Origin of the sequence: Mesorhizobium sp. M4A.F.Ca.ET.090.04.2.1 (assembly GCF_003999085.1) — a bacterium.
GTDB lineage: Bacteria > Pseudomonadota > Alphaproteobacteria > Rhizobiales > Rhizobiaceae > Mesorhizobium.
In genome coordinates this window covers 1-473 of the sequence record NZ_RZOT01001023.1, presented here as the reverse complement: position 1 = coordinate 473, position 473 = coordinate 1, and the positions used below count along the sequence as shown (strand labels likewise).

At 69.8% G+C, this 473-nt stretch carries 1 protein-coding gene; it reads left to right on the top strand.

Going from position 1 to position 473, the window contains the following annotated elements:
• On the top strand, window positions 1–473 hold a 473-nt coding region (locus tag EN781_RS33850; protein WP_145965844.1), incomplete at both ends, for a DUF58 domain-containing protein.

Below are 473 nucleotides of genomic sequence, written 5' to 3'. Positions count from 1 at the left end.
GGTTGCGCTGGCGCGGGCCGTTCGGGCTGGTCTGGAACCAGGTCGTGCTGCCGATGGACGAGAAGGTGGCGGTGCTGCCCGATGTCAGCCACGCCCGCGACGAGGCGATCACGCTTTTGCAACGCTCGGCGCAGGCCGACGGCCACGCACAAAAGCGGGCCGGCCAAGGCCGCGAGTTCGAGGCGCTAAAGGACTACCAGCCCGGCATGGGCCGGCGGATGATCGACTGGAAACGCAGCGCCCGCCACGGCAAGCTTCTGGCGCGCGAGTTCCGCATTGAGGAGAACAACAACGTCGTGCTCGCCATCGACAGCGGACGCCTGATGTGCGAGCCAGTCGACGGCGTGCCGAAGGTCGACCGCGCGGTGACGGCGGCGCTGCTGTCGGCGTTCATCGCGCTGAAGGGCGGCGACCTCGTCAGCCTGTTCTCCTTCGATGCGCGGCCGCGCGTCTCCAGCGGCGCGGTGCGCGGC